Here is a 21,333-nt window from a genome sequence, read left to right as displayed (position 1 = left end):
TACGCAAGTTAGCACCGTAATCGCTGTGGCCGAAAGTAATGGCCTTCATCTCTGCATCGTTGTAGGCAGCATGTAGAATATAACGGTGAGACCGGGGGTCATGGCTTTTATTTGCTCCGTATAAAAATTTTCCATTTCCAACCGGTAAGTCTCGTAGGTTGCCATGACGAATTTTTCAATGAAGATATCTTTTTCGTTAGTGTAATCTTCTAAGTTGATATTGAAGAGTTTCCCCACTTCCCTGGACAAAAGAATCGGCACCTTGAATTCGCGTCCAAGTTTGATGTATACTTTTAAAATCTCCGGTGTTGAAACTCCACTCGCCATATGTGAATCAAAGTGTGTGGGATTAATCCCAAACCTTATCACCCGCTCTATCTGCGCGCGTAACTCTTTTTCGACTTCCACTGCCTTACCGTTTTTCATTACATCACCTGTCTTGTTATAGAAATATCCATGGTCATCGATCAGACTGCGAACCTGATCTGATGATGCAACGGGACCCCACATGTAATTCTTCCATTCACTGGTGAGTGTGCGATGTAAACCAAGATCTGCTTCCGGATGTGACTTCGCATACTCAGCAGCTTCCGGAAACCCTGGACATGGAACCGTTATACTCGCAGAACTAACTACACCTCTTTCCATCGTATGGATAGTAGCCATGTTTTCTGAGTGCGAAACACCCATATCATCTGCATGTATAATCAACAACTTTGTTTCCTTCGGATAACCCAATCTTTCCTGTATACTTTTCTGTTGAGGGATTGATACATATGAGACGGTCAGTAAACAAATGCTTGTGATAGTGATTCTAAACTTAAACATATAGCTTTTTCTTATCCATGAAATATCCGATGATCCAAACGATCATCATAATTGAAAGTGAAAAAAGTATTGATGTATTTGCGGGATCTGTATATGACAGAAAAATTGACTTATATATCCAATCTCGCTCGTTCACCATCCACCTGAACATAGAATAGCAATTTAATGATCAGGTAGGAGAGTATATACAATACGAGTGGATTCCGACCAAACACTTCGAAGAATTTCAATCCCATTTCAGTTTTGCGATTTCGATGAGAAAGAAAAGAATCGCGAGCAAAGTACCCCGCTGCAACGTTTGCCAAGGCAGGTAGGGTGCTCAACAACACTTCAGGATCAAATGGAACTCCCCCCATGCCAGATATATTTAGCTCCCGGTATGAGCAGATCAAGTTTTGAAACAGCAGTACCAGTCAGACTATAAGGATCGGGGTGATCGCCAAAAAAATAAAGAATACCCCAATAGGCAAGTATTGCAATCATGTATGCTGTGACAGGCGCTGAATAATATATTATCAGCGACATCACACCATAACAAATCGCGATCCTTCCCAATACGCCAACGAAACGAATCGCCGTGAAATATAGCCACTCGTAATTTCCATTGACAAAATGAAAAAATGGATAAGCATTCAGAAATAGTCCGATAAGGTAAATGACCAAAGTGCGCTTAAAGAATTTAATAAGAAAAGATCGCTTGTCAACTTTGTAATACTATTTTATTGTAAAACTCATTGCGTTTCCAACGACAAACAGGAATTTTGGGAACACAAGGTCAGTTAAGGTAAACGCATACCATGATGCCTGTTTTAACTGCGCATAACACGCAGCATTACTTCCGGGCGAATTGACGACGATCATAAATGCGATATCAACACCTTCAATATGCCAAACATGGATAACGCATTGTAATATTTGGAATAATGGTCGATTGGCCAGTCATAACTCAGTCGATCAATGGATTCAATTCACTTGCTGTTATTCGCCAGCGGGAATGTACATTAATTTGTGATTTCGGTGATTCGATTATCTGTAAGTCGAAAGCTTGCGGGTCACTTCGGTCTTCACTTTTTGCATGCTTCCACATTCTTTTTTGCCCGTCCTTTCACTTCAAATGATACTCCTCCATCTTCCGGTACAAAGTCGTAAGACCGATGTTCAACAGCCTGGCAGCCTCCGATTTATTACCCTGGGTATGCGCAAGTACTTTGGCAATATGAATTTTTTCAGCAGCCTGGAGTTCGAAGGAATATACATCCGCGAGATCGGTTTTAAATTCACCAGGTAGATCGTTTTTTGAAATAACTCCGTTTTCGGACAATATAACTGCACGCTCCATGAGATTTTTCAATTCACGGATATTTCCGCGCCATTTGTATTTCTGAAGCGCCTTTATAAATTCAGGATCTATCGATGAAACTTTTTTCCCGATCTTATTCGAAAACTGGTCGGCGAAAAAGTTTATGAGAAGTGATATATCGTCTATCCTTTCACGTAATGGTGGAATGTCAATCTGAAATACAGAAAGCCTGTAAAACAAATCTGCACGGAAGCGACCTGCATCAATTTCTTCCCGGAGATGTCGATGTGTTGCGGCAATTATTCTCACATCAACTTTCGTCGGACGCGTATCGCCAATCCTAAGAAATTCTCCGGTTTCCAGAACACGCAACAATTTGGATTGCAGATCAGCCTGCATTTCACCGATTTCATCGAGAAACAATGTTCCTTTAGTCGCTTCCTCAAATAATCCTTTCTGATCTTTTGCAGCACCGGTATAACTCCCGGCCTTATGACCAAACAGTTCATTTTCCAAAAGCTCTTTACTGAATGCAGCGCAATTCACAGCAACAAAATTTTGTTTGCTTCTTACACTGGCATTGTGAATCGCCTGGGCAAAAACTTCCTTACCCGTTCCCGTTTCTCCAAGTAACAATACGGTCGTATCAGTGGGTGCTACCTTCTTTGCAAGCTCTATCGCTCTCAATAGTTTTTCCGACTTACCAATAATGGCCTCGAATGAATATTTTAGTCCAACCTGTTTCTCCAGCTGGAGTACCCTATTGGCAAGTGCGCGTTTTTCAACAGCACGATGCAGGAGTGGAATGATGCGATTATTATCATCGCCTTTAAGTATATAATCAAACGCTCCGTTTTTAATGGCAGTAATTCCATCTGGCAGATTACCATACGCCGTCAGCAAAATCACTTCAGCAGAAGGATAGATCGATTTTATTTCGTTCACGAAATCAACTCCGCTCCCATCGGGCAAGCGTACATCACAGAGAACAATATCAGGTTCCCATAATTTCAATTGTTTTCGCGCATCCTGCAAACTATCTGCGTGTTTGACCTCAAAGCCTTCCAATCCGATCAGTCGGCCGAGCATGTTGCGGATCGGGGCTTCATCATCAATAAGGAGAATGGAAGTTGGCATGGAGCAAAGCTAGGAGAACAGGATGATTTGAATAAAAATGAAGCATTTTACCTAAGAGTATGTTTCTAAATTGGTTTGAAATTAGGTTTGTTTTCAACCGGTCAAATCAAATGATTCTTTTTTTATTCTTTAATGGTCATATGCTGCGCAACTGTCAACAATGGAAAAAGACTGACTACAATACGCCAACGTTTTTTTTGTTTCAAAGTGTTTGGTTTTATGAGAATCCTCTCAGAACAAATACAACTGAAGCTGCCCTTCAATTTGATTTTTGTGATTGAAAAAAAATGTAAAACAGTTATCATAAAGAGTTAGTACATATAGGGAAAATTTGATTTCGTCTTAATTTCTATTTTTTTAATTCGACCATACGATTAATTTAGCGTTATAGTTCTTCAAATTTTCACCGGATAAAATATCACTGATCTGAATTCGTTGTTATACATTAATTTTCAGCAAACCTTTCTGTAAACACCACAAACAATGATGACTCCTTACCTAAGAACGGCATCTGTTGCTGTTATTATTTTTCTTTCTCTGCATATTATCAGTTGTAGTAAACCATCAGATCCAAATCCAGAACCAGAGCCGCAACCAGAAGTACCTGATCCGAGATCATGGTACGCGTCTACCGTTGCAGGAGTTGGAATGCAGGGAAATTTGAACGGGCCGGCCCAATCTGCTGCGTTCGGAATAATGGAGGTTATAACGGCAGATGCCGCAGGAAATATTTATGTTGGCGATAATCAAAGCATCAGGAAAATCTCAAATGGCCAGGTTACAACATTTGCAGGTAAAGGCTCTGGTGGTAACCAGGCATTCGGCCTTATTGATGGCATAGTAGTGAATAAGCAGGGAATTATATATGATGTGGAAGGCCCTATGATACGAAAGATTAATTCAGATGCAAGCGATGTGTATTTCGCAGGCACAGGAACCTATGAATATAAGGATGGCATTGGAACTAACGCAGGTTTTCGTCAGATTTATCACATCGCACTGGATAAAGATGAAAATCTTATTCTACCTGATTATGATCTGAACCAGAATCAGATTTTGAGAAAGATTACACCATCCGGCGTGGTAACCACTTTGCCTTTAATTGATAACACGGGCTTTTCATCCGGCAGTACAGCCAGCCTGATTTACATTACCTGTATTGCGATTGATCCTTCGGGAAATATCTATTATTCGTCTGCGAAAAACCAGATGATAAAAAAGCGCGACCTGAATGGCAATGTGACTGCTTTTGCAGGAACCGACGCGTTCGGTACAGAAGACGGACAGGGTACAGCAGCGCGTTTTATGGGAATCACCGGAATGACCTGCGACGCATCGGGAAATATTTACGTAGCCATGTATAGTACACATAGCATCAGGAAGATTACTCCATCGGGTAAAGTAACTACAATAATCGGAGTTAACGGCCCGGGCGCTATCGATGGTCATACTGACTCAGCAAGGTTGAAAAGACCAATGGGTCTGGCTGTCGATAAAAATGGCGCAGTACTTATTGTGGACCAGGGTAATTTTAAAATCAGAAAGTTGGAGCTTAAATAGTTTATCTGATACTATATCGGATTGGTTCCAACGTTATTGAAAGTTATCTGAAGCATTAATTACTTCGACGGGCATTGAAATCAGTGCCCGTCTTTTTATACGTTTTAAAGATTGCAATCTTTTTAAACCCGATTCTTTCGCCCTGATAATTTGGAAGGGAGAATGGAGGAAATTCATTCCTGGGTTATGAATGCCGAAGTAAAAAGCCGTCAGAATGTAAAATTTATTAGCACTGCAGAGCACTTAATTTCACCCTGTCTCTGTTCACTTTTTCTGTATCACTTTTTTTCATAAAAAAGCCCGCATTTTCTGCGACCTTTTAATTTCTTCCTGCTTCTACTCCGGTATTCTGTTTCTTCTCCTGAGGTGTGCAGCAGTAAACCGCCGACACGTACTCTCGACGAACGAAGTACGAAATGCGAAGGCCGAGTGAAAAGCATTCGAGACTTAAAATTTATTAACTCTGCAGGTCACTGAGTGTTTTCCTGTTTCAGCTCACTCAATCTGCATACACATAAAAAAAGCCCGCAAAATGCGGGCTTTAATTTCTTCCTGTTTCTCCCTCTCTAGTCTGTCCCCCTCTTGTGGTGTGGGGCGGGATCGAACCGCCGACACAAGGATTTTCAGTCCTTTGCTCTACCGACTGAGCTACCGCACCATACGTTTACGTTAGACGTATTACGTTCTACGTTCGGGCGGCAAATATACATTACATCCTCTTTCGCAACAACTTTTATTCTCTTATTGATACTCAGCACGAAAATTGCTTTTTCGCAGATTATTTTTGCTAATTATTTGAGAAACATACCATTCCTTACCATTGGAAACGTTATTCTTTATTTTTAAGCATGAATGCAGAATCGCAAAGACTGGCCGTAAACGCAGGAAAGAAAGTACCGCTCGAACAATGGGGACCTTACCTGAGCGACAGACAATGGGGTACCGTAAGAGAAGATTATAGCCGACATGGCAATGCATGGGACTATTTTCCCTTCGAACAGACGCATTACCGCGCCTACAGATGGGGCGAAGACGGTATCGCCGGCATTTCGGATTTTTACCAGAACCTGTGCTTTTCCCTTTCCATGTGGAACGGAAAAGATAAAGTATTGAAAGAGAGACTTTTTGGTCTTGGAAACCACCAGGGTAACCATGGCGAAGATGTGAAGGAGCTTTATTATTATCTCGATAATATCCCTTCTCATTACTATATGGACTTTCTGTATAAATATCCCCAGAAAGCCTTTCCTTATGAGCAGTTAATCAATGAAAACCGGAAGCGTTCGAGGCTGGAACCGGAATACGAAATCCTGGATACTCCGATTTTTGATAATGATGAATACTTCGATATCGGTATTACTTATGCCAAGCAGAATTCGAAGGATATGTTCATCAAAATCAAGGTAACCAACCGCGGCCCTGCGAAAGCTAAAATTACTTTACTTCCGACTCTTTGGTTTTATAATCGCTGGCAATACGATACTGAACATAAAATTCCGGCAATCACATTACGAGATGTACATTCAGTTCGTGCGCAACATCATCGCCTGGGCTCTTATTATTTGTATTTCCAGCATGCGGATGATCTGCTTTTTACTGATAATGAGACCAATTGGTCAAAAGTAACCGGTGCACCCAACGATAATCTGTTTACAAAAGATGCATTCAATCGTGTGATCATCGACGGTGAGGATGCAAAACCGTTTCGGAAAAGAAAATCCGGAACCAAATTCGCACCGGTATATAACCTCGAACTGAAAGGCGGAACGTCTAAGACTATATATCTGAGACTCTCTAATAAAATAGTAGAGCATCCTTTTGCTCCTGGCTTCGATAACGTTTTTGAAATCAGAAAAGAAGAAGCCAACATTTTTTACGACAGCGTTTTATCGACTGAAAAAGATACAGAACTGAGATTGATTCAGCGCCAGGCAATGGCAGGGCTGCTCTGGACAAAACAATATTATCACTACGATGTTGAACGCTGGCTGAATACCAGCGATGGGATAACTCCTGTCAACACCGGCAAACAACATGGTCGTAATCACGATTGGAAACACCTGAAAAACCAGGACATTATTTCGATGCCTGACAAATGGGAGTTTCCATGGTATGCTGCCTGGGACCTTGCTTTTCAGTGTATCCCTATGGCAATCATCGATCCCTGTTTTGCAAAAAATCAGTTGCTGCTGATCATGCGGGAATGGTATATGAAACCCGATGGTCAGTTACCTGCTTACGAATGGAATTTTTCTGATGTAAATCCTCCGGTACAGGCCTGGGCCGCACTACAGGTATACACAATTGAAAAAGAAAGATCCGGAAAAGGTGATATCGTTTTTCTGAAAAAGATTTTCCAGAAACTACTCATCAACTTCACGTGGTGGATTAACCGAAAAGATCCGAATGGTAACAACATGTTTGAAGGAGGTTTCCTCGGCCTTGATAATATAGGTGTATTCAATCGCAGCTCACAATTGCAGGGCCAGGTATTCCTCGAACAGGCAGATGGCACTGCATGGATGGGGATGTATGCATTGAACATGCTGGACATCGCGTTGGAAATTGCGACAAAAGACGATGCATTTGAAGATACAGCCACCAAATTTTTTGAACAGTTCGTATTCATAGCTGAAGCGCTGAACGAACATGGCATGTGGAACGAAGAAGATAAATTCTATTACGACATGCTCGCGATTGATGGTAATTCTCCATTGCAGTTGAAGACGCAGTCAGTAGTGGGATTAACCAGTATGTTTGCGGTTTCTGTGATCCAGAAAAAAGTAATGGATAAACTCCACGACTTTAAAAAGCGCATCACCTGGTTTGAGAACTATCGATTAAAAAATAAACTTTTCTGGCCCAACGAAGAGCACGGTTCCCGCAATGAAGTGTTGCTTTCGCTGATTCCCAAAGAAAGACTTGCTCATTTGCTTACAAGATTACTGCACGAAACAGAATTTCTTTCGCCAACGGGTATCCGTGCTTTGTCGAAATTTCATGAAGCAAATCCCTACACGGTTCATATCAACGGAGTAGAGTATACCATTAATTATGATCCGGGTGATAGCACCAGTGATTTCTTCGGGGGCAACTCCAACTGGCGCGGACCAGTATGGATACCAATGAATTATCTCATAATTCGGAGCATTCGGAGATATGGTGAATTCTACGGCAACCAGATCCGCGTGGAGTGCCCTACCGGCAGCGGAATATTTATGACACTGCAGGAAGTAGCTGATGAACTCAGTCGAAGACTCATCAAACTTTTCGAAAAAGATAAGAAAGGTCATCGTCCTCTCTTCGGTGAATATGCATCATTCTACAACCGACCCGGCAACGAACACCTTCTTTTATTCTTCGAATATTTTCATGGCGACAGCGGCAAAGGTCTCGGCGCAAATCATCAAACCGGATGGACAGCTCTTGTTGCTGATTTGATAGATCGGTTGCAGGTGAAGGGAGATAAGGTGGTTTAGCGTTGAACGTAGAACGTGGAACGTTAGCTGTTGAGTAATAGATCAGCTTTAATATTCAGGGAAAATAGGCGCCTCATGAAGTACCTGGGTTAATCGTTCAACAGGGAACGTTAAACCCACTGCCATCAGGGTAACCAACCGCTTCAAGGGGAGCCAGCGTTAAACGTTCTACGTTTAACCTTCTTACATGCCGAACACACTCAAAAACTTTATCCTCATAATCTTGAGTTGTTCCCATTCCAGGTTGAGATCAGCGAGTTCTTCCTGGGCAACTTTAAGACTGGATGTTTCACAGCTTTTAAAATAATCAAGGATATCCTGTTGATCATCTTCATCGACGATCTGGTCGATGGCATAATCGAGATTGAGTTTTGTTCCGCTCGCAACAATGGTCTCCATTTCTTCGAGTAACTGATCCATGCGCATATCTTTATTTCTTGCGATGGTATCCAGAGGCATTTTTTTATCCACCTGCTGAATGATAAATACCTTGTTACCACTTTTATTTACAACTGACTTCATTACAAAATCATCCGGCCTTACAATTTCATTTTCTTCAACATAAGATTTGATCAGCTCTACAAACGGTTTGCCGTAACGCAATGCTTTACCTTTACTTACCCCACTTATTTTTTCCAGCTCCTGCATCGTAGTAGGGTACTGGGTGGCCATGTCTTCAAGCGAAGTCTCCAGGAATATCACAAACGGTGGGAGTTTCTTTTCTTTTGCCAGTTTCTTGCGGAGCTCTTTCAGCATTTCAAATAAGTGCTCATCCGTTGCGGCAGTTCCAACTGCTTCAGCATTTCCTTCGTCGTCATCTTCGTTTGCTTCCTCGTAAAGATTGCTTAAAACGATCATGAATGATGAAGGCTTCTTAAGGAAAGCATTTCCTTTTGAAGTAAGTTTCAGTATACCGTAATCTTCAATTTCTTTTTCGAGTATGCCTTCCAGTAAGAGTTGCCTGATCAACGATTTCCAGTAATGATCAGGTTGATCATTTCCACATGCAAATTGTGCAAGCGCATCGTGACGGTACATCTGGTTCTGTGGAGTAAGGCGACCAATAATGATGTTGACCACATAATCAGTAGCAAATCTTTCATCAAGTTGCTTGATTACCTTCAGCACTTTTACCGCTGCATCCTTTGCTTCAACTTTCTCGCGCGGGTTGATGCAGTTATCGCAACTTCCGCAATTCTCATCTTCATACCCTTCGCCGAAATAATTCATCAGTACTTTTCTTCTGCACACACCACTTTCAGCAAATGCTACGGTTTCTTCAATCAGCTGAGCCCCGACTTCACGTTCGCTCAAAGGTTTATCGCGCATCAGGTGTTCCAGCTTGGAAACATCTTTATGTGAAAAGTAGAGATAACATTTTCCTTCGAGACCGTCTCTTCCGGCGCGCCCGGTTTCCTGGTAATAATTCTCAATGCTCTTGGGAATATTGTAGTGAATTACAAAACGGATATCAGGTTTATCAATACCCATTCCAAATGCTATCGTTGCAACGATAACCTGTACATCTTCATTTAAAAACTGATCCTGCCTGTCTGCACGGAGTTTACCATCAAGGCCGGCATGATATGCCACAGCCTTGATGTTGTTTGCTTTTAAGATATCAGCAAGCTCTTCAGTTGTTTTTCTGTTCAGTGTATAAATGATCCCACTTTTCCCGCGACACTCATGAATAAAACGGACAATGCTTTTTATTGTTTGTTCTTTCTTGATTTTTGGTCTGATCTCGTAGTAAAGATTCGGCCTGTTAAATGAAGAGATGAAAATTTTTGGAGCCCGGAGTCCGAGGGTAGTTACGATATCACTCTGCACTTTTGGAGTAGCCGTAGCTGTTAGTGCAATAATGGGAACATCGGGATTGATCTGGTCCATCATTTCTTTCAGCCTGCGATATTCAGGCCTGAAATCATGACCCCATTCAGAAATACAGTGTGCTTCGTCTACCGCAAAAAAAGACAGTTTCAGATCACTGAAAAACTCCAGGTTTTCCTGTTTAGTCAGCGTTTCCGGTGCGACATACAACATTTTTGTTTTCCCCGATTTCAGATCATCATGTACTTCAGCGATTTGCTTTTTATTTAATGTAGAATTCAGGAAATGCGCGACGTCATCCTGGCTGCTGTAACTGCGAACGAGGTCGACCTGGTTTTTCATCAGGGCGATCAACGGAGAAACGATGATGGCACAACCTTCGCTCATCAGGGCAGGCAACTGGTAGCAAAGACTTTTTCCTCCGCCTGTAGGCTTGATTACAAAAGTGTCTTTCCCCGAAAGCAGATTGGTAATAATTGCCTCCTGGTTTCCCTTGAAGGAGTCGAATCCGAAATAGTCTTTCAGAACCTGGTGGATGGCCAGTTTGCCGTTGGTTTTCTTTTGCTTTGATGTTGGTTCAGCAGCCTTAACCTTTGCTCCCGAACCTGGTGTCCGGGATGATTTCTTCGCAGTTGCCATGAATTCTTTACTTACACACGATTATTATAAATGAAGTACGGGGCGGATGGATGAATTTTGTTCAGTTCCGTATGCCTTTGGGCAAGCGGACAAAGATACCGAAAAACAGCCCCTTTGACAGAACTTTAACAGATTGACTCACGGTTTATTTCGGCACAAAAAGACGTTCTACTCTTGTTTAATATAATACTTTTGCGGGGATTTTCATGGCAAATTCGGATATCAAGACTGTCGCTACCAGAACCATCCAGTTGGAAACAGAAGCCATTCAGGGCTTGCTGCAATTCATCGATCCCGAATTTGAAGAAGTGGTCAGGCATATCGCTGCATCCCCCGGCAGACTTGTGGTGAGTGGAATTGGGAAGAGTGCGATCATCGGTCAGAAAATCGTGGCAACACTCAACAGTACCGGAACTCCATCGATATTCATGCATGCCGCTGATGCCATACATGGGGACCTGGGTATGGTGCAGCCAGATGATAACGTGATGGTTATTTCGAAAAGCGGTGAAAGCCCGGAAATAAAAGTATTGGTGCCTTTGATCAGGCATATGGGAAACAAGCTGATCGGAATGATTGGCAATACCCAATCATTCCTCGCAAAGAATGCAGATTTCAAACTCAATACCACGGTGAGCCAGGAAGCCTGTCCCAATAATCTGGCTCCTACCTCCAGTACCACCGCTCAGATGGTAATGGGTGATGCGCTTGCCATTTCCCTGATGGAACTAAAGGGATTCAGTTCCAATGATTTTGCAAAATATCACCCGGGTGGGACGCTCGGCAAAAAATTATACCTGTTGGTAAGCGACCTAAGTCAGCAGAATGAAAAGCCGGCTGTTCAGTTGGATAGTTCATTAAAACAGGTAATTGTCGAAATTACGCAGAAGAGATTGGGAATCACTGCTGTAGTCGATGAAAATAACAAACTGAAAGGCGTCATTACTGACGGAGATCTTCGAAGAATGCTGGAGAAGCAGACCGGACTCGAAAATATACAAGCACAGGATATTATGACGGCGGGACCGAAAACAATCGCCGCCGGTGATCTCGCGGTGGAGGCACTCGATTTGATGCGAAAAAATAATATTACGCAGCTGCTCGTTACAGAACAGGAAAATTATGAAGGGGTTATACATCTGCATGACCTCATCAGGGAAGGTTTAATCTAACACCTTCAAATGATATCAGGAAAGAGAAAAGGAATTAATAATCAACTGATCAACCCAACATGAACAAAAATCATTACGTGGCTATTATGGCAGGAGGAATCGGAAGTCGCTTCTGGCCGATGAGCAGGAGCAGCTATCCTAAACAATTCCTTGATATCCTTGATACCGGAAAGACCCTGATCCAGGCAACTTTTGATCGATTTGCTCTTTTTATTCCCAAAGAAAACATCTTTGTTGTTACTTCAGAAGAATACGAGGAAATCGTTCAAAGACAGATCCCTTCAATCAAAAAAGAAAACATCCTTTCTGAACCTTCAAGGAAGAATACAGCTCCGTGTATCGCCTACATCAGCTTCAAACTCAACCAGGTAAATCCCGATGCAGCCTTGATTTGTGCTCCTGCTGATCACCTTATCCTTGACGAAACCGGTTTTAAAAAAGTGTGCCTCGAAGCACTGGATTTTGTGAGTAAACACAAAGCCCTGATCACGCTGGGGATTAAACCAACTTATCCGAATACTGGATATGGATACATCCAGTTCGAACAACAACCTGCCAGTGACAATGTGTACAAGGTGAAAACCTTCACGGAAAAACCGAATACAGAGTTGGCAAAGACTTTCCTTGCCAGTGGCGAGTTTCTTTGGAACGCAGGCATATTTGTCTGGCAGATAAAAAATATCGTGAGTGCTTTCCGGAATCATCTTCCGGAGATGGCGGAAGTTTTCGATGCCGAAAAAGACCAGTTCAATACACCCGCTGAAAAGGAAGCTATCGAAAGAATTTATCCGCAGTGTACGAATATATCCATTGACTATGGAATTATGGAAAAGGCAGATAATGTGTACATCATCCCTTCCAGTTTTGGGTGGAGCGACCTCGGCACATGGAATTCAGCATATGAAAATATGGACCGCGATTACCTCGGTAATGCCGTAGCAGGCGAACATGTGATGGTAATTGATGCTACAAAATGTATGGTTCACGCGTCAAATGACAAACTGCTTGTACTCCAGGGACTGGATGACTTTATCATTGTGGATACAAAAGATATTCTGTTGATCTGCAAGAAGGAGAAAGAGCAGGAGATTAAGGAATATGTAGCGGAGGTAAAAAGAAATAAGGGGGAAAAATACCTTTAATAAGTGTGATCGAGGAGTAAGATGTAAACACCCGAGATATAGTCGTTTAGACTACCCACAGAGTTCCAGGTTTTATACCAAAGCCTGAAAGTCTGTGGGATTTTTATTTTTTAAGCTAAAGTTGCTTCAAGTGAAATGTTGCAATTAAGGACTTTGCTGACCGGGCAGTTTTGTTTTGCATCAGCAGCACATTCCTGAAATTTTTCCTCGCTGATGCCCGGAACTTTTGCCGTTAACGTCAGATGAGATTCGGTGATGGCGCCATTTTCCAATGTAACTACGGATTTGGTCTGAATTTCTTCAGGAGTAAATCCAGCTGCACCAAGGACGAAACTGAGTTTCATGCTGAAACATCCGGCATGGGCTGCCGCAATCAGTTCTTCCGGATTCGTTCCTTCCCCTTCTTCAAACCTCGAGCTGTAAGAATAAGCTTTATCCTTAAAAACACCCGACTGTGTTGATAATTTTCCTGTTCCTTCTTTGCCTGAGCCGTTCCAAACGGCAGTTGCTGATCTTTTCATATGCGATATGTTTTATCCTGTTTTGCCGGAAAGATAAGTAAGAACTTCGAGCTGGATGATAACAACCAATTACTGATTTTCGTTCGCCGGGGATTAATGTTTTCGCTTTATTGATCCTGAAATTCTACGGCACCGCCTTCGACCGGACCCGCAGATCAGTAAAAATAAATAGCTTTAGAATCTGATCATTTCTTAAATAAATCACCGGAAATGGAAAGAATAAATTATTCATCAGGCGCTAAATGGGAGGACATTGTCGGGTATAGCAGGGCAGTGAAAATCGGCAATATTGTGGAAGTAACAGGTACTGTTTCTGTTGATGAGAATAATCAACTCGTAGGTGGAGACAGTGCCTACGAGCAGACAAAATACATATTATCAAAAATTGAAAAAATTCTGATTAAAGCAGGCGCGTCAATGAAGGATGTTATCCGTACACGTATGTTTGTGACAGATATTTCCAGGTGGGAGGAATATGGTCTTGCACACGGTGAATATTTCAAAGACATTAAACCCTGCGCAACAATGGTTGAGGTGAGCAGCCTGATCGATAAACTATTTCTTGTCGAAATCGAAGTCAGTGCAGTAATCTCAAAATAATCGAAATCAAACTTATGCTTGATACAATTAAAAAGCTGCGTTTTACAGGTCATAACAAAGTACTGTTGATCAGCGTGCCGAAAGAATGTGAAGCACTGGTAATTGAAATGAAAAAACAGGCTAAAGTTGATACCACTATCGACAAGAAAAGCAGTTATTCTGCAGCGATGCTTTTTGTACAAAGTAAAGCAGACCTGAAAAAACAGGGTCCGCTGATTACAAAACAATTAGGAGAAGATGCTGTTTTCTGGGTCGCTTACCCAAAAAAGACTTCAAAAAAATACAGCTCGGATGTTAACCGCGATATTAAGTGGAGTGAGGAGGGAGTCGGTGAATACGAAACAGTTTCTGCAATTGCTATTGATGATGACTGGAGTGCTTTGCGTTTTCGCAAACCTGAAAAAATAAAATCAATGATCAGGCGCCAGTCGATGGCCATGACTGATGAAGGAAAAAAGAAAACTGTCAACAAGAAAAACGAAGCCATCAGCAAACCAGCTTTAAAAAAATAAATTTTCAAAAATCTCAGGCTGTCAATGCAGTCTTCTTGAACTATCAGATGCTTCCGCTTTCTTTTTCTTCTAAGCTGCCGGATGCCGGTACCACTATTTTCACTGTGATGAGTGCACTGGCAATTGAGCATAATGCTGTAAATCTCGGTCAGGGTTTTCCGGATTTTCCGATGAACCAGGAACTGGCCTGCCTTGCTGCGAAGGCCATCACGGATGGCTATAATCAGTATGCACCCATGGCAGGCTGGATGCCGTTACGGGAATCTATAGCCGAAAAGGTGGATTTCCTTTATAGTCTTTCGGTAGATCCCGATTCAGAAATTACTATTGTTCCCGGCGGCACCTGTGCAATCTACTGCGCTCTCACTGCCATATTACAACCTGGTGATGAAGTAATCGTATTTGAGCCGGCTTATGATAGTTATATTCCCAACATTCTCGTTAATAAAGCAGTGCCCATAAAAATTCCTTTAAGCATTCCTGATTTCAGAATCGATTGGAACTCAGTAAAATCAGCAATCACGGAAAAGACCCGGGCAATCGTAATAAACACACCGCATAACCCGACGGGATCGATTCTTTCCGCATCTGATCTGCAGCAGCTTTCTGCATTGGTGAAAGGAACCGGGATTTATGTGGTGAGTGACGAAGTATATGAACACCTGGTGTTTGATGGAAAACAACACGAGAGTGTTTTACGATATCCTGAATTGTTTGCAAGAAGTTTTGTGTGCTACTCGTTTGGCAAAGTCTACAATTGTACGGGTTGGAAACTTGGTTATTGTATTTCTCCGGCAGAACTCACCACCGAATTCAGGAAGATCTATCAGTTCAACGCTTTTTCAGCTTTTACACCAACACAGGTGGCAATTGCTTCATTTTTAAAAAATCATGCAGTTTATCTTGAACTCTCGCAACAAATGCAGGAAAATCGCGACTACTTTATTAATCTTATGCGTGCAACTGATTTTAATCTTTTGCATTCTTCCGGAAGCTATTTCATATGCGGCACTTATGAGCGGATTTCGGATGAGCCAGATAAGGATCTCGCATTAAGGCTTACAAAAGAAGCGGGAGTAGTTACAATCCCGGTTTCCGCATTTTACCAGGACAGTACCGAAAAAAGAATTTTAAGATTCTGTTTTTCAAAGAAAAAAGAAACTTTAGAATTGGCTGTGGATCGATTGATAAAATATCTCGGCCATTAATATTCAATATGAAAAAATTAAACGCAATACTGATCGGAATTTTCACTTTGTGTGGGAACCTTGTTTTCGGCCAGCAACTGCCGGCTGAAAAATCTTTGCTATGGGAAATAACCGGTCCCGGATTATCAGCCCCATCATATCTGTATGGTACCATACATATGATTTGCCCTGCAGATTATAGTATGAGTGAAACTATTAAAAACAGCTTCGCAAAATCGAAGACTTTGTTTCTGGAGATTGATATGGACGATCCCTCAATGAATATGAAAACGCTTCAGTTGTCTATGATGAAAACCGGTTCGCTGAAAGACCTGATGACTGATAAAGAATATACGGAGCTGGAAAAATTTATGAAGGATTCTATCGGGATGCCATTAATGATGTTCAATAAAATGAAACCATTCACTTTGCTGAGCATCATGTACATGAAAGTGTTACCATGCACAGGCGTGGAGTCTTATGAACAGAATTTTGTGGAAATGGCAAAGGCACAGAAAAAGGAGGTGTATGGGCTCGAAAAGCTGGAGGATCAGTTTGCTGTGTTTGATAAAATCCCTGATTCCGCTGAGATTAAAATGATATTGGAAATGTCCCGGAATTTCTCGGAACAGAAAAAAGAATTTTCGAAAATGACCGAATCTTATAAAGCCAAAGATCTTGACGCTTTAGGTAACGCCATTTCTTCGTCACCCGATATTGCAGGGTTTGAAGATATTTTACTGGTTGATCGTAACCGCAACTGGATCTCCATCATGGAGAAAGCGATGAAAAAAGAACCCACGTTTTTTGCGGTAGGGGCGGGACATCTTCCCGGTAAAGAAGGTGTTATTGAATTACTTCGAAAAGAAGGTTACACAGTTAGAGCAATCGATAAATAAACGAATTAATCCTGTTAAAAAAACTGCTGGCGACGTCATTATACCATCTCCATCTCATTTTGATCCGCTAATTTTCCGGGTATGGAAGAAATGCAGGAAAACAGGTTATTTGAGCTGGCGGTGAGTTTCGTGCAACAATCTGACCGTCATATTTTCTTAACGGGTAAAGCAGGAACGGGCAAAACAACCTTTCTCAGGCATATTTCGCAGACTACAGCTAAAAAGATTGCCATTGTAGCACCTACTGGTGTTGCTGCGATCAATGCGGGAGGCGTTACCATTCATTCATTTTTTCAGCTTCCGCCTGGAATATTTATTTCAGGTATTCTCGCGGGTGCAGATTTTTCCGGTATAAAAATTCTGACACCTGAAACCATCGTTGGAAACCATCGATTCAGTTTGAAGAAAAAGGAACTGATCAGGGAATTGGACACCCTGATCATTGATGAAGTTTCTATGGTAAAAGCTGATCTTCTTGATGCAATGGACTTTGTACTTCGATGGATCAGGCAGGATATGAAAACACCTTTTGGCGGAGTACAGGTAATTTATATTGGTGACTTGTTTCAGCTTCCGCCCGTGGTCAATGACGAGGAATGGTCCATTCTTAAAAAATATTACCGTAGTTCTTTTTTCTTCGATGCAAATGTGATTCAGGAACAAACCCCCTTATATCTCGAACTCAAAACAATTTACCGGCAGAATAATCCTGCGTTTATTCAGCTATTAAATGCAATCAGGAACAACAGGGCAGGGGAGGAAGAGTTTTCCTTATTGCATAGCCGATATCATCCCGGATTTATTCCTGATGTTTCGGATCCTTATATCACCTTGACCACACATAATGCAAGAGTTGATATTATCAACCGAAGTGCTATCAATGCGATTGATAGCCCGGAAGTTTATTTCAAAGCTAAGATCAAAGGAGATTTTCCTGAAAAATCTTACCCCGTTGATCCTGACATGTTGCTGAAAGAAAGTGCGCAGATCATGTTCATCAAAAATGATAAGGGTGAGACGAGAAAATATTACAATGGAAAAATCGGAAGAATCAGCCGCATTGAAGATGGAAAAGTTTTTGTGAGATTTCCCGATACAGGTGTTGAGATTGAAGTAGAAAAGGAAGTTTGGCGGAACATCAGGTACCAACTGAACAAAGAGAAGAATATACTGGAAGAAGAGGAACTGGGCAGCTTTGAGCAATTCCCGATTCGGCTTGCGTGGGCGATCACTATACACAAAAGCCAGGGACTCACCTTTGAAAAAGCAATTGTCGACGCTGGGCATTCATTTTCAGCCGGCCAGGTTTATGTTGCATTAAGCAGGATGACCGGACTTGAAGGATTGATTTTAAAAACGAAAATTCCTGCATCTGCCATCCAGACAGACGAGCGTGTTATTGAATTCAGTTCCGGAAATTCAAACGAAATAGCTCTTAAAGAAATATTGCTTGAAGATCAAAAGCTTTTTATCAGGAGAACAATGATAAAGGTTTTTGAAGTTGAAAAGCTTCACGCTCTTGCCTCAGGCATTGTAGATGAACTTAAGGAACTTCTCATTCCGGAATCTGAGGAATTAACAGATATCGAAGTCATAGAAAAAAAGTTTGCCGAGCAAAAAAATACCGGCAATGCCTTTCAGCGGCAGCTTGCCAGGATTTTTCAAAAGCCTGCGTCGGAAGGTCATGAGGAGTTGCATCGAAGAGTCGTGGCCGGTGCCGGATGGTTTAATAATTTTTACAGTGAAATAGATACCGAACTTTCAGGGCAGATCCATCTCTCAAATTCCAAAAAAAGACTGGGCCTTGCATCAAGGGCTTTGAAAAATTTGCAACTCAGTGTCCGGTTAAAAATTCATCAACTCACGCAGGTTCAAAAGCTGGCGGAAGGTTTTCTAAAAGGAATTAGTCACGATGAACTGCTGGCTATTGTACAACAGTGTAGCATACCCGAAAAACCGATCGTTGCTGAATCGGTGTCAGCAAATGAAAGCTTCGTTAAATCAAAAACTTCAACTGCTGGTAAAGTAAGTTCTCCTGCAATCAGTCTTGCATTGTTTCGTGAAGGAAAATCCATAGACGAAATAGCTTTGGAAAGAAGTTTTACGATAGAGACGATTTACAAACACCTTCTTGAATACCTGCCCACCGGCGAAACTCAGATCACCGATTTTGTTTCGGAAGAGAAACACAAGCTGATTCGAGAGGTTTTTGAAAACACTACAGAGCCTGGGCTAAAAGTAATAAAGGAAAAGCTTGGCGACGAGTTTTCCTATCACGAGATACGCGCGGTAAGCATTCTCCTCAAACTTGAAAATCAATCATCCGGAGCATAACGCTAACGAATACACGAAATAATGAAGTGTACGATATCGTACACTTATGTCCGGTTATGATTATTTTCATAAGACCAGCGTTTAAACAGCAGTAACAATCACAATTTTGGTGAGGCATTTCAACACTTGAGTGATAGATTTCTTATTCATCGCGAAGCAATTTTGTGTTGGCAATTCATTGTTTTTGTAAAATCAGTTAACAACTGATTCCGCTTATCCGGCGAACTGACCACAGGTGTGAAACCGTTGCCGAAAAAGGTTTAAAAAGCAACCTCAGTGTAACATCTGTTTTTGTGTTACGTCTATATATGTACACGGAAAAAGGAAAAGAATTAAAAGAAAGGAAATGGAAAAGACAGGAATAATTAACCGGATTCACAAAGGTTTGAGGACCTGGTTATTCGAAACGGGGATTATCATTCAGGAAACCGATTTTTCTTCCACACAGGAAGGAATGAAATCTGTTACCCTGTTGAAGAAAGTATTAAATGTAACTGACAGGAAATCGACAATAGACGAAACGCATGTGTTACCTGTGCTGGTGCTGCACGCACCATACATGGTGAGCCTGATGGATGCTGAAATTCAGAGAGTGAATGGAATCAGTGAGCGTTTATCTGGATATATCAGCAGTTATATGCAGCCGGGAACAGAAGCTTATCATGCTGCCACCGGTTTCAGCATCCAGCAGGTTTATTCTGAGTTCATGGGTTCAGTATTGATTTATATGAACAGGCTGGAAACGTTGATTAGCGAATTCTACCACGCGATTACAGCAGCTGACATGACGGAATTAATGGATGCTGCACAGATGATGCACATTGATGGCGCAAACAGGATGATTATCGAAGAATGGATTTATAAAGGAATGAGCAAGGCAGAAATCTCAGGGTGGTTATCAGATGAAAGGAAACTATCGGGCAATTGGATAAAGAAAGGATTGAACAGGTTATTTGCCGATGTTATTACAAGCCATGAACATGCAACCCCGGGTATGAAAATCGAAGCAGCTTAATTTCATTCTGCAAAAAATTCAACGGTGTCATTTATTTTAATGACACCGTTTTTTAGCCAACTATAAACCAGGCCATTTATCCACTTTATGAGAAATTGGTTTTACTGTTCTCAGGAAAGCATAAATGGCTTTCAGATCTGAGGTTTTCATTCCCGCATAGGCTTCCCAAGGCATGATGGTGTTTGATTTGCCGGGTTTGTTTTTGGAGACTGCAAGCGCAGCATTCTCACGGAACTTATCTAAAAACATGGACTCTGTCCATGATCCGATGCCCGTAGCCGAATCCGGTGTAATATTCGCAGAATGGACAGTAAATCCGGGCAATTTGAATTCGCGACCACCCGATACAAATTTCGTCATGTCAAATGCACCTTTCACCATCGGGGTATGGCAATCCGAACATGAGGCCATCGTCAACAGGTACTGGCCGTATTTTACAGGGTCTGTGGTGTCGACTGCAAGTCCGCCAGTGAATGGTGGAGGCAGTTGAGGCACAGCTGCTGCGATCGGAATAAACAATTGCCTGGCTTTGACGGTATCCGGTAATGGCTTGAAAGTTTTCACGTACGCGATAATATCAAGTAGATCCTGCTTCTGCATCTGGGAATAGGCGAAATATGGCATCACCGGAAATAGCGTATCGCCTTTTTTCGTTTTACCTGAAGTGATCGCCGTAATCAAATCGTGATCTGTCCAACCTGCAAGGCCCGTTGGGGTAATATTTTTCGAATAAATTATTCCTGGCAAACCCATTTCCGGGCCAAAACGTTCACCACCAACACCTTCTGTTCCCGGAGTTACTGGTCCTGCAAAGATTTCGAAGTCGCGGTAGCCATGGCAATCAGTACAAAGCATTACATGGGTAGCAAGGTATTTACCTCTATTCAATTGCGCTGCGGCCGAATCTTCTTTTAATTCAGTTTCCGTTTGACTTACCTCTTTTACTTCCTGGCCGCAGCTATTCAGGAAAATAAAGCAGCCAATCATACTTAGACCTTTAAGAGCATACCAAGCCTGTTTCATGAAATGAATTTTTATTTTTTGGGGATGAAAGATTTATTGGGGGAAGGGAACAGATCGGCTGATTTCCGACGAAATTGTCACATTAATGTAAACGAAAATCCGGTACAAAAAAATTAGAAATTTCAGCATCACATATAATGCTGAAAAACAATATA

At 41.8% G+C, this 21,333-nt stretch carries 17 protein-coding genes and 1 tRNA gene; 10 read left to right on the top strand and 8 right to left on the bottom strand.

The genetic code is table 11. The annotated features are described in order from the left end of the window. Window positions 1-45: 45 nt before the first annotated feature. From P2W82_RS05270 to P2W82_RS05255, 4 genes are all read right to left on the bottom strand, one after another. Window positions 46-828 (bottom strand): polysaccharide deacetylase family protein, encoded by a 783-nt coding sequence (locus P2W82_RS05270; RefSeq protein WP_336514804.1) that lies wholly within the window; start codon window positions 826-828, stop codon window positions 46-48. A 110-nt stretch (window positions 829-938) separates the two neighbouring features. Further along, window positions 939-1,184 carry a hypothetical protein gene (locus P2W82_RS05265; protein ID WP_336514803.1) on the bottom strand — a complete coding sequence of 82 codons (246 nt, stop codon included), beginning with the start codon at window positions 1,182-1,184 and terminating at the stop codon, window positions 939-941. After that, window positions 1,165-1,491, bottom strand: a complete 327-nt coding sequence (locus tag P2W82_RS05260; protein WP_336514802.1) for a hypothetical protein — start codon at window positions 1,489-1,491, stop codon at window positions 1,165-1,167. The genes P2W82_RS05265 and P2W82_RS05260 overlap by 20 nt, the downstream gene beginning before the upstream one ends. A 442-nt stretch (window positions 1,492-1,933) precedes the next feature. Next, entirely contained in the window at window positions 1,934-3,265 is a 1,332-nt protein-coding gene (locus P2W82_RS05255; RefSeq protein ID WP_336514801.1) for a sigma-54-dependent transcriptional regulator, read from the bottom strand. Between the two features lie 483 nt (window positions 3,266-3,748). On the opposite strand from P2W82_RS05255, the gene P2W82_RS05250 reads away from it, so the two are divergent. Further along, entirely contained in the window at window positions 3,749-4,825 is a 1,077-nt protein-coding gene (locus tag P2W82_RS05250) for an SMP-30/gluconolactonase/LRE family protein (protein WP_336514800.1), read from the top strand. Window positions 4,826-5,410: 585 nt separating this feature from the next. Here the strand turns inward: P2W82_RS05250 and P2W82_RS05245 are convergent. Then, window positions 5,411-5,483: transfer RNA gene (locus P2W82_RS05245), tRNA-Phe, on the bottom strand. Between the two features lie 190 nt (window positions 5,484-5,673). Here P2W82_RS05245 and P2W82_RS05240 point away from each other — a divergent pair. Then, entirely contained in the window at window positions 5,674-8,304 is a 2,631-nt protein-coding gene (locus P2W82_RS05240) for an MGH1-like glycoside hydrolase domain-containing protein (protein WP_336514799.1), read from the top strand. A 183-nt stretch (window positions 8,305-8,487) separates the two neighbouring features. On the opposite strand, the gene recQ is transcribed toward P2W82_RS05240, so the two are convergent. Next, complete coding sequence (gene recQ, locus P2W82_RS05235) at window positions 8,488-10,773, bottom strand: DNA helicase RecQ (protein ID WP_336514798.1); 2,286 nt, start codon at window positions 10,771-10,773, stop codon at window positions 8,488-8,490. A gap of 206 nt (window positions 10,774-10,979) precedes the next feature. On the opposite strand from recQ, the gene P2W82_RS05230 reads away from it, so the two are divergent. Then, window positions 10,980-11,945, top strand: coding sequence for a KpsF/GutQ family sugar-phosphate isomerase (locus P2W82_RS05230; RefSeq protein WP_336514797.1), 966 nt, complete (start codon window positions 10,980-10,982; stop codon window positions 11,943-11,945). A gap of 59 nt (window positions 11,946-12,004) precedes the next feature. Next, entirely contained in the window at window positions 12,005-13,087 is a 1,083-nt protein-coding gene (locus P2W82_RS05225; protein WP_336514796.1) for a mannose-1-phosphate guanylyltransferase, read from the top strand. A gap of 110 nt (window positions 13,088-13,197) precedes the next feature. Here P2W82_RS05225 and P2W82_RS05220 read toward each other — a convergent pair whose 3' ends face one another. Further along, window positions 13,198-13,608, bottom strand: a complete 411-nt coding sequence (locus P2W82_RS05220; protein ID WP_336514795.1) for an OsmC family protein — start codon at window positions 13,606-13,608, stop codon at window positions 13,198-13,200. A gap of 210 nt (window positions 13,609-13,818) precedes the next feature. Here P2W82_RS05220 and P2W82_RS05215 point away from each other — a divergent pair, with 210 nt between their 5' ends. The 6 genes from P2W82_RS05215 (at window position 13,819) to P2W82_RS05190 (ending at window position 20,155) form a co-directional block, all read left to right on the top strand. After that, window positions 13,819-14,208: a RidA family protein gene (locus tag P2W82_RS05215; protein WP_336514794.1), complete on the top strand. Its 390-nt coding sequence runs from the start codon at window positions 13,819-13,821 to the stop codon at window positions 14,206-14,208. A gap of 14 nt (window positions 14,209-14,222) precedes the next feature. After that, complete coding sequence (locus P2W82_RS05210) at window positions 14,223-14,720, top strand: hypothetical protein (RefSeq protein ID WP_336514793.1); 498 nt, start codon at window positions 14,223-14,225, stop codon at window positions 14,718-14,720. A 35-nt stretch (window positions 14,721-14,755) separates the two neighbouring features. Further along, window positions 14,756-15,928, top strand: coding sequence for a methionine aminotransferase (locus P2W82_RS05205; RefSeq protein ID WP_336514792.1), 1,173 nt, complete (start codon window positions 14,756-14,758; stop codon window positions 15,926-15,928). Between the two features lie 8 nt (window positions 15,929-15,936). Further along, window positions 15,937-16,806, top strand: a complete 870-nt coding sequence (locus tag P2W82_RS05200; protein WP_336514791.1) for a TraB/GumN family protein — start codon at window positions 15,937-15,939, stop codon at window positions 16,804-16,806. Between the two features lie 81 nt (window positions 16,807-16,887). After that, window positions 16,888-19,140: a helix-turn-helix domain-containing protein gene (locus P2W82_RS05195; protein ID WP_336514790.1), complete on the top strand. Its 2,253-nt coding sequence runs from the start codon at window positions 16,888-16,890 to the stop codon at window positions 19,138-19,140. 346 nt (window positions 19,141-19,486) lie between these two features. Then, the gene (locus P2W82_RS05190) at window positions 19,487-20,155 is read left to right on the top strand and encodes a hypothetical protein (RefSeq protein ID WP_336514789.1); all 669 of its coding nucleotides are present in this window, start codon (window positions 19,487-19,489) and stop codon (window positions 20,153-20,155) included. 60 nt (window positions 20,156-20,215) lie between these two features. Here P2W82_RS05190 and P2W82_RS05185 read toward each other — a convergent pair whose 3' ends face one another. Then, on the bottom strand, window positions 20,216-21,178 hold the full coding sequence (locus P2W82_RS05185) for a c-type cytochrome (protein WP_336514788.1): 963 nt from the start codon (window positions 21,176-21,178) through the stop codon (window positions 20,216-20,218). Window positions 21,179-21,333 lie beyond the last annotated feature (155 nt).

This window comes from Pollutibacter soli, from assembly GCA_029269725.1.
In the GTDB taxonomy this organism is placed as follows: Bacteria; Bacteroidota; Bacteroidia; order Chitinophagales; family Chitinophagaceae; genus Pollutibacter; species Pollutibacter soli.
Note: the sequence above shows the minus strand (reverse complement) of the source record. Positions and strands in the feature narration are given on the sequence as shown.